At 68.5% G+C, this 7,215-nt stretch carries 6 protein-coding genes and 2 pseudogenes; 7 read left to right on the top strand and 1 reads right to left on the bottom strand.

What is annotated here, in order from left to right; all coding sequences use genetic code 11:
- Positions 1 to 170 precede the first annotated feature (170 nt).
- The 7 genes and pseudogenes from FM051_RS51345 to FM051_RS49420 all read left to right on the top strand — a co-directional run.
- Positions 171 to 635: a site-specific integrase gene (locus FM051_RS51345; protein ID WP_202919521.1), complete on the top strand. Its 465-nt coding sequence runs from the start codon at positions 171 to 173 to the stop codon at positions 633 to 635.
- A gap of 163 nt (positions 636 to 798) precedes the next feature.
- Positions 799 to 1,719 (top strand): site-specific integrase, encoded by a 921-nt coding sequence (locus tag FM051_RS51350; protein WP_202919522.1) that lies wholly within the window; start codon positions 799 to 801, stop codon positions 1,717 to 1,719.
- A complete protein-coding gene (locus FM051_RS49400; protein ID WP_158854850.1) occupies positions 1,716 to 3,488 on the top strand; it encodes a hypothetical protein in 1,773 nt (590 codons plus the stop codon). The genes FM051_RS51350 and FM051_RS49400 overlap by 4 nt, the downstream gene beginning before the upstream one ends.
- 59 nt (positions 3,489 to 3,547) lie before the next feature.
- A complete protein-coding gene (locus FM051_RS49405; protein ID WP_202919523.1) occupies positions 3,548 to 5,614 on the top strand; it encodes an integrase in 2,067 nt (688 codons plus the stop codon).
- Positions 5,611 to 6,030: a hypothetical protein gene (locus FM051_RS49410; protein WP_158854852.1), complete on the top strand. Its 420-nt coding sequence runs from the start codon at positions 5,611 to 5,613 to the stop codon at positions 6,028 to 6,030. Before FM051_RS49405 ends, FM051_RS49410 begins: the two co-directional genes overlap by 4 nt.
- Before the next feature lie 145 nt (positions 6,031 to 6,175).
- A complete protein-coding gene (locus tag FM051_RS49415) occupies positions 6,176 to 6,454 on the top strand; it encodes a DEAD/DEAH box helicase (RefSeq protein WP_158854853.1) in 279 nt (92 codons plus the stop codon).
- Between the two features lie 257 nt (positions 6,455 to 6,711).
- A pseudogene (locus FM051_RS49420) lies at positions 6,712 to 6,957 on the top strand (helicase C-terminal domain-containing protein); the annotation flags it as partial.
- Here FM051_RS49420 and FM051_RS49425 read toward each other — a convergent pair.
- Positions 6,926 to 7,215: pseudogene (locus tag FM051_RS49425) on the bottom strand (VOC family protein); the annotation flags it as partial. The pseudogenes FM051_RS49420 and FM051_RS49425 overlap by 32 nt on opposite strands.

A 7,215-nucleotide genomic window follows, 5' to 3' on the forward strand; every position in this document is an offset into this window, starting at 1 on the left:
GACTTCCGGGCCCGATCAGGCTCGCCCGGGGATCGTGGAGGCTTCGGCACGCCCCGATTGTCCCGCCCCGCAAGAGAGAACACCCGCAACGACTCACCCTATTGCCGAAAGATCTTTAGATGTGCGTGTTGATGCACGTCGAGAGGGATCGCAGAGTGACGAGTTGGCGGGTGTTCTGGGTGCCGCAGGATGCGGTGCGGAGTGGGGTGCGGCGGCGGTTGCTGGCGGGCTGGGAGGACCTGCCGTCCCAAGAGGACGCGGTGGGAGTGCGGGCAGGTGACCCCATCTTCCTCTCGCCGGACTACCACGTGGATCCTCACCTCGGTGAGTACGGCCGCTGGGTGAAGTTCCGTGATTTCACCAAGGAAACCAAGCGGAACTACGCGACCGACATCCGGTTGTTCCTGGACTTCTTGTGGAGCCGTGGCCGTGGCTGGACTGCAGCGACGACTCGTGACGTGGAGGACTACGAGCACTGGCGTCGGCAGGAGCGGTCGAATCCGCAGCGGGTGGGGGGGCTCGAAGTGGGATCGCGAGCTGGCGGCGTTGTCGAGCCTGTACAGGTCACCGGTCGGGCGCAGGCTGGTGCGGCGAAGCCCGATCGCGGTGCGGAAGGTCGTCGGCCGCGATGGTGAGGCACGGTGGGTTCCCGATGCGCGGGCCGGTGACGCGCGGGCCAGCAACGTCCACTGGCTGACTCCCCGGACCTGGGATCGGTGGATCGAGATCGGTTTGCGTGGTTGCAATGCGAAGGGGCTTGTGGAGTCGGGCTGGGTGTCGCGGCAGGAGGACCGCAACGTGGCGTTCGTGAATGTGCTCAGGTCGTCGGGCTTGCGGCGGGCCGAGTGCGGGTCGTTGCTGACGTTCGAGGTGCCCGGGCGGCGGTTGGACGGCGGCCGGTACTACGTCGGGAAGGTGGCGGCCGCTGCGACGCGGTCGAAGAAGGTGCGCACGTTCTACGTCGCCTCCAGCGCGATCGGTGACGTCGAGACCTATATGGACGCGTCAAGGGCGTTGGCGATTCGCGGTGCGCAGCGGAAGGGTCGGTATGAGCGGCTGCCGGAGGTGCGGATCGTCACCGAGGTGACCAGGGGTCTGAAACCGATGGTCCACTGGGTTGATCGCAAGGGGTCGGCCGGGCGGATGCTGCTGAACGAGCTGCCGGTGGAGGAGCGGATGGTGCTGTTCACCGAGGGCCGCCGCGGTCTGGAACCGTTGTGGCTGTGGCTCAATGAGCAGGGTCTGCCGTTTCGGCCGCACTCGTGGGAGGCGGTGTTTCACAACACGAACAAGCGCTGCGAGCGGATCCTCACGCCGCCGGAGCATCGGCGGCTTGACCCGCACAAGGTCTGGGCGCCCTACGCGACGCCGCACTCTGCGCGCCATTCCTTCGCCCTCTACATGCTGGTGGTCCTCAACCATCTGATGGATCAGAAGTGGGGCCTGACCCCGGAGGAGCGGCGTGATTTCCGCCTGCTCTACGGCGACCCGTGGTTCATGGTCCAGAACCTGCTCGGTCATTCCTCCCGCGAGGTGACGATCCGGCACTACCTCGCGCCGGTCGCGGACTTGCAGCTGCGGTCGATGCTGGCCACAAAGGACGGTCCGGCCGCCGAGCCGACGCCCGACCTGGACAGCGTGTTCACCCGCATCGCCCGGGAGTCCGAGGGAATCCAGGACGTCGACGCCCGGATGCAGACCGCGGACGGCTCACGGTGAGCGGCCGTGGCCGCCGAGCATCCAGCCCGCCGGCCGACCACACCCGCCCCGAAGTGCTGGCCACCGGCGGCACGGTCGTCCACCACCGCAACAAGCACGGCCGCGTGAAGAGCTTCGACTTCTCCCTGCTGCCGGTCGCTGAGTCCATGCAGCGCTCGTTGGCCGCGGTGTTCGCCGCGCGGTGCGTCCGGCGCTGGACGGTCCACACGACGTCCAGCCAGGCGTTCGACCACGTCATGAGGTTCGCGCAGTTCCTGGCGGCGCTGGAACGGCCGCCTGGCGACTTCGACGAGCTGACGGTCGCCATGGTCAAGCGGTGGCGGCACAGCCGTTCCGGCCGGCCGGGCGGTCACCAAGACCTGGTATGGATCGGGAGCCTGCTGCGGGACGACGAGCGTTTGGCGGCCGGCCCCGTCGCCGACGAGCTGGCGCGCCGCCTGCGCCCACCTGCCAGCCGGGTCCAGTCCTACGGAGAGGCCGAGTTCGAGATCATCGTCGTGGCCGCTCGGCGGATGTTTCGCGCCGCGCTGCTGCGCATCGAGGCGAACGCCGAGCACCTGCAGCGGTGGCGGCGGGCGGAGTTCGTTGCGGGCACGCAGCAATGGCTGCTCGGGGAAGGGCTGGATCACCTGGCCCGAACCGGCGACGTTCCCCGCTACGCCCCGTCCAAGCCCAGCCCTTCGTCGAACGGCGGCCGCCGGCAGGTTCTGCGCCGCTACCGCAAGCCGTTCGGCGGCCGGTCCGCCGAGGTGACGACGCTGCGGCTGTTCTTGTCCCGGCGAGAGGCGATCGCCCTCGGCGTGCTGCTCATGGCCGAATACGGCTGGAACCTGAGCGTCATCGACCATGCGCAGGTTCCGCAGGCGCTGCCGGACCCCGGCGAGGACGGTCACCCGACCTACCGCATCCCACTGCAGAAAGCGCGGCGCGGCCTGGGCAACCAGTTCGAGACCCGCAACGTCACCGATGATGGTGCGGCCTCCAACGGCCGGCTGATCACGCAGGCGCTGCAGGCCACCCGGTTCGCTCGGGCCGTCGTCGAGAAGTTGGACCCAGGAAACAACTTGCTGGTCGTCTGGCGCGCCATCATGCCGTCAGCAACGAGGAAGCGCAGCCACGACCGGCCCGCCCCGGTCGGTCCCTTCGCTTTCGGCATCGACACGGTCTCGGCCTACGAATGGGCAACAAGCCTGGGAGTGGCCACCGGGTCACCGTTCCGACGGGGCCGACGGACGGTGAACGCCCTCGATCGTCGCGAGCCCGGCCAGAACAGCCAGGACACCCACGACCGGGACTATGCGCTACCCGACAGAAGGGTCCAGGACCACGCCGTCGAAGTTATCGCAGCCGGCGCGGAGGACGCCGAACAGCGTGCCCGCACCGCCGTCCTGGTCGCGGAAGTCCGCGACGAACCGGTCTCCGGGGACGTCGCCACCGCGACCGCCGACTGCGCCGACTACGACAACAGCCCGGCCCCCGGCCCGGACGGCAGCTGCGGCCTGTCGTTCCTGGACTGCCTGGGATGCACCAACGCCCGCGTCCACCCCGGACACCACGGGACGCTGGCGCTGCTGCACCAGTCACTGGGAAACCTGCGCTCAGTCCTGTCCGCCCGGGACTGGGACCGCGACTGGAATGACCACCATGCCCGCCTGCACGACCTCAAGACCAAGGTCGGCGACGGCGCCTGGAACCAGGCCCTGGCCACGACCGCCACCGCCGACCGCGAGCTCATCGACTTGCTGCTGAGCGGAGACCTGAACGCGTGACCGTCCCACTGCTTGATGACGACCCCTTTGTTCTTCCGCTTCCGACCCCCGCCACTCCCGTGGTCCTGCCCCAGTTCGTCGCGTCTGCGCTGACGGCGCACCTCAACACCCGATACTCCGCGACGACCTGGCACACGTCCCCGCTGTCGGGCAACCCCAGCGCCAAGAACGGCTCGATCAACTGGCGCCGCTGCCCCGAGGCATTCGTTGGCGAACTGAAGCTGGCCGCCTGGGCGATGATCAACGGTGAGTTGCGGCCCACGTTCGTCCGGGAACGCCAACGCCTGCGCAGCCGGGTCAGCGCCGGCACCATCGTCAGCACCGTGGCGCAGTGGATGAACCTCGCGAACTGGTTGCACGACAGGGGAATCCGCTGCCTCGCCGACTGCGACCAGGCTGTCCTGCACGACTACGGCCAGCACCTTTCGACACAGCACACCGTCCGCACCTCAGCTCAAGCAGTCCTGGCCGCGCTGGTGAGGCTATGGGCCTACGACCGGCTGACCGCAAGCCCGGCCGGCATCGGACGTCCGCCCTGGGACGAGTTCGGCATCGACGACTACCTTCCCCCGGCGTCGTCGGGAGGCGGTGAGAACCAGACCGAACCCGTCGCCGAGCACGTGATGGGACCGCTGCTGGTCTGGGCGATGCGGATGGTCGACGACCTGTCCGAAGACATACTGCGCGGCTGGGCGGAAGGACAACGGCTGATGGCGGCCGGCCGGGCCAACAGCGCCACACCCGAGGGCAAGGCCGCGTTGCTCGCCTACCTGACCCCGCTGATCGAGGGTCGGGCCCCGTTGCCGACCACCCTTCACCGGGGCCGCCCTCATTTCGCCCGCGAATATGTCCAGGGACTCACCGGCGCGGCCAAGAGCCAGATGAACACCCTGCTGGTGCGCGAAGGACTGGTCGCCGCGGCCGCCGAGCGGCCGGGAGGATGCCCCCTGGACGTTCCGGTGACAGGCACGATCGCGGGATCGCCCTGGCGTGACACGCTCGATCTCGGCGAGACCGACCACCTGATGATCCATCTGGGCACGGCGTGCTTCATCGTCATCGCCTACCTCACCGGGATGCGGCCCGGCGAGGTGCTGGGGCTGCGCAGCGGCTGCTGCCCGGACCCGGAACCAGGTGACGCCGGCAGAACCGGCCGGCACGTGATCCACGGCAAGACGTTCAAGACCGCCACCGACGAGCACGGAAACCACAACTCCGCCGGAGCCGACCGCGACGTCCCCTGGACGGCGATCACGCCGGTCGTCAACGCCATCCGCGTCCTGGAACGCATGGTTCCCCCCGGCGGCCTGCTGTTCGACAAAGCAGCCCACGACGTCGCCGGGCGCCGCCCGGGCACCGGATCACTCAAGCTCGACACGATGCGGGATCGGGTCGAGGCGTTCATCGCCTGGGCGAACGCCGAGGCCACCGCGCGCGACCTTCCCGCCGAGGCCATCCCGCCCGATCCACACGGCGCTGTCGGCACCGCACGCTTCCGACGGTCCCTGGCCTGGCACATCGCCCGCCGTCCCGGTGGGCTCGTCGCCCTGGCGATCCAATATGGACACCTGCGCACGGTCTTCTCCACGGTCACCGACGGATACGGCTCCCGCTCCCGCAGCGGGATTCACGACCTCATCGACGTCGAGACCGCCCGCGCTGTCGCCGACACGGTCATCGGTCTCAACGAGCACCTGGCCGAAGGCGGCAGCGTGTCCGGGCCCGCTGCGCGCCGCGCTATCAAGGCCGCCGCGAAGGCGCCCCGGTTCGCGGGCACCGTGATCACCGCGGCCACGGCCAAACGCCTGATCGCCAACGAGGACGCCATGATCTACGACAACCCGCAGGCATTCGTGCTCTGCCACTACAAACGCGCCCAAGCCCTATGTCATCGCGACGGAGTCCGGGACACCCCGACCCTCGACCGCTGCGTCCCCGGCTGCGGCAACATCATCCGCACCGATGAGCACGCCGTCCTACTCCGCGAACGCGCCGGCTTCCTCGACAAACGCGTCGCCTTCGCCGCCCGGCCAATCGGTGATCGGCTCCGCGCCAACGCCGCCCGCCTCCGCGACCTGGCCGACACCCACGACCGCACCCGTATCACTCTCAAGGACACCACATGAGCCCGACCCCAGGCGAACGCGAACGTATCCGCGCCGGCATCGACCGCCTGCTCAACGACCAAGCCAAGTTCTCCAACGGCGCACTCACCATCGTCGCGCTCGCCCAGGAAGCGCAGGTCCCGCGCAACGCCCTCACCCAGCGTCACACCGACCTGAAGAACGAGTTCTACGAACTGGTCAAAGCACACGGCGCGACCCCGGACGTCGAGGTCCGACTCCGTGCCGAGATCACGAAAATGAAGAAGACGATCGCGAACAAGAACGAACGGCTCACACAACTTGAAGCCGACGTCCCCGCGCTCGTCCGGACCGTCCACGTCCTCACCCTCGAAAACCAGAACCTACGCGAGCAGCTCTCCCAACCGCACACCAACGTCATCGCCCTCCGCCCCGGCCCCGACGACAGGGATCAGTGATCCGGCTGACGGCTCTACACGTGTCGGCGTACGCCTGGATGTGCTCACCCCTGTATAGGTGAACGTGCTCAGTTGGTGATGCGCGGACCACGAACTTTTCGCCGCGCTGCCGGCTCGCGACCCGAAGTACGCCCGACCGTGGGACGTGCAGACGCAGGTGTGGGACCGCTGGCACGAGAGGCGCACCGAATCCGACCTGCTGGTCAAGATGAACACCGGCGGCGGCAAGACGGTCGTCGGGCTGATGATGCTGAAGGGCTGCCTCAACGAGGGCGCCAGCCCGGCCATCTACATCACGCCCGACATCTACCTCGCCGACCAGGTCCGGGACGAAGCGAAAGCCCTTGGCATCGAGACCACCGACGATCCCCGCTCGGGCCGGTTCCAATCCGGGAAGGCCATCCTCGTCACCTACATCACCTAACATCCACAAAGTGATCAACGGCTTGTCGGTCTTCGGCGTCGTGGGCGACACTCGGCAACACATCGAGATGGGCTCGGTGCTGGTCGACGACACGCACGCCTGCCTGGCGACCCTGGAAAACCAGTTCACCCTCACCATCCCTCGCGGCCACGCGGCCTACAACGAGCTGGCCAACCTGTTCGATGACGCCCTGCGTGACCAGTCGCCTTCGGCCGTCCGAGATCTGGCCGAAGACGTCCCCGGCGTCGCGCTGCGCATCCAGGGGAGGCAACGGCTTCCTGACGGTCGCGGCGACCCACGCGGCGCTGCTGCCGGCCCAGGGCGCCGGCCGGTTGCTGCGGTCGATGTCGGACAAGGGCGTCGTGGCCGTCCTGGATCCGAGGCCGGCCACGGCCCGCTACGGCGGCTTCCTGCGCGCCTCACTCCCCCCGTTCTGGACGACCTACGACCCCGAGGTGGTCAGGGCCGCGCTCAAGCGCCTGGACGCGGCTCAGACCCCTTGATCCGTTCGACGAGTTCGTCGCGGTACTCCCGCACCGCCTGAAACTCCGGTTCGTCGCCGGTCGCCCGCTTCAACGCGCCTTCCAGGATCTTCAGCCCCTGGCGTTCGTCGCCGTGCGCATCCGCCTGCCTCGCGGCGTTCTCCATGGCTTTGGCGAGCTTGGTCTGCGCCTCGGGTTCCTTGGCGGCCTTGTTGATCCGGATCCAGTTGCCGCCCGGATCGACGACGGTGAACCCGGTGTACCGGTCGTTGCGCAGCC

Source organism: Saccharothrix deserti, assembly GCF_009769385.1.
Lineage (GTDB): Bacteria > Actinomycetota > Actinomycetes > Mycobacteriales > Pseudonocardiaceae > Actinosynnema > Actinosynnema deserti.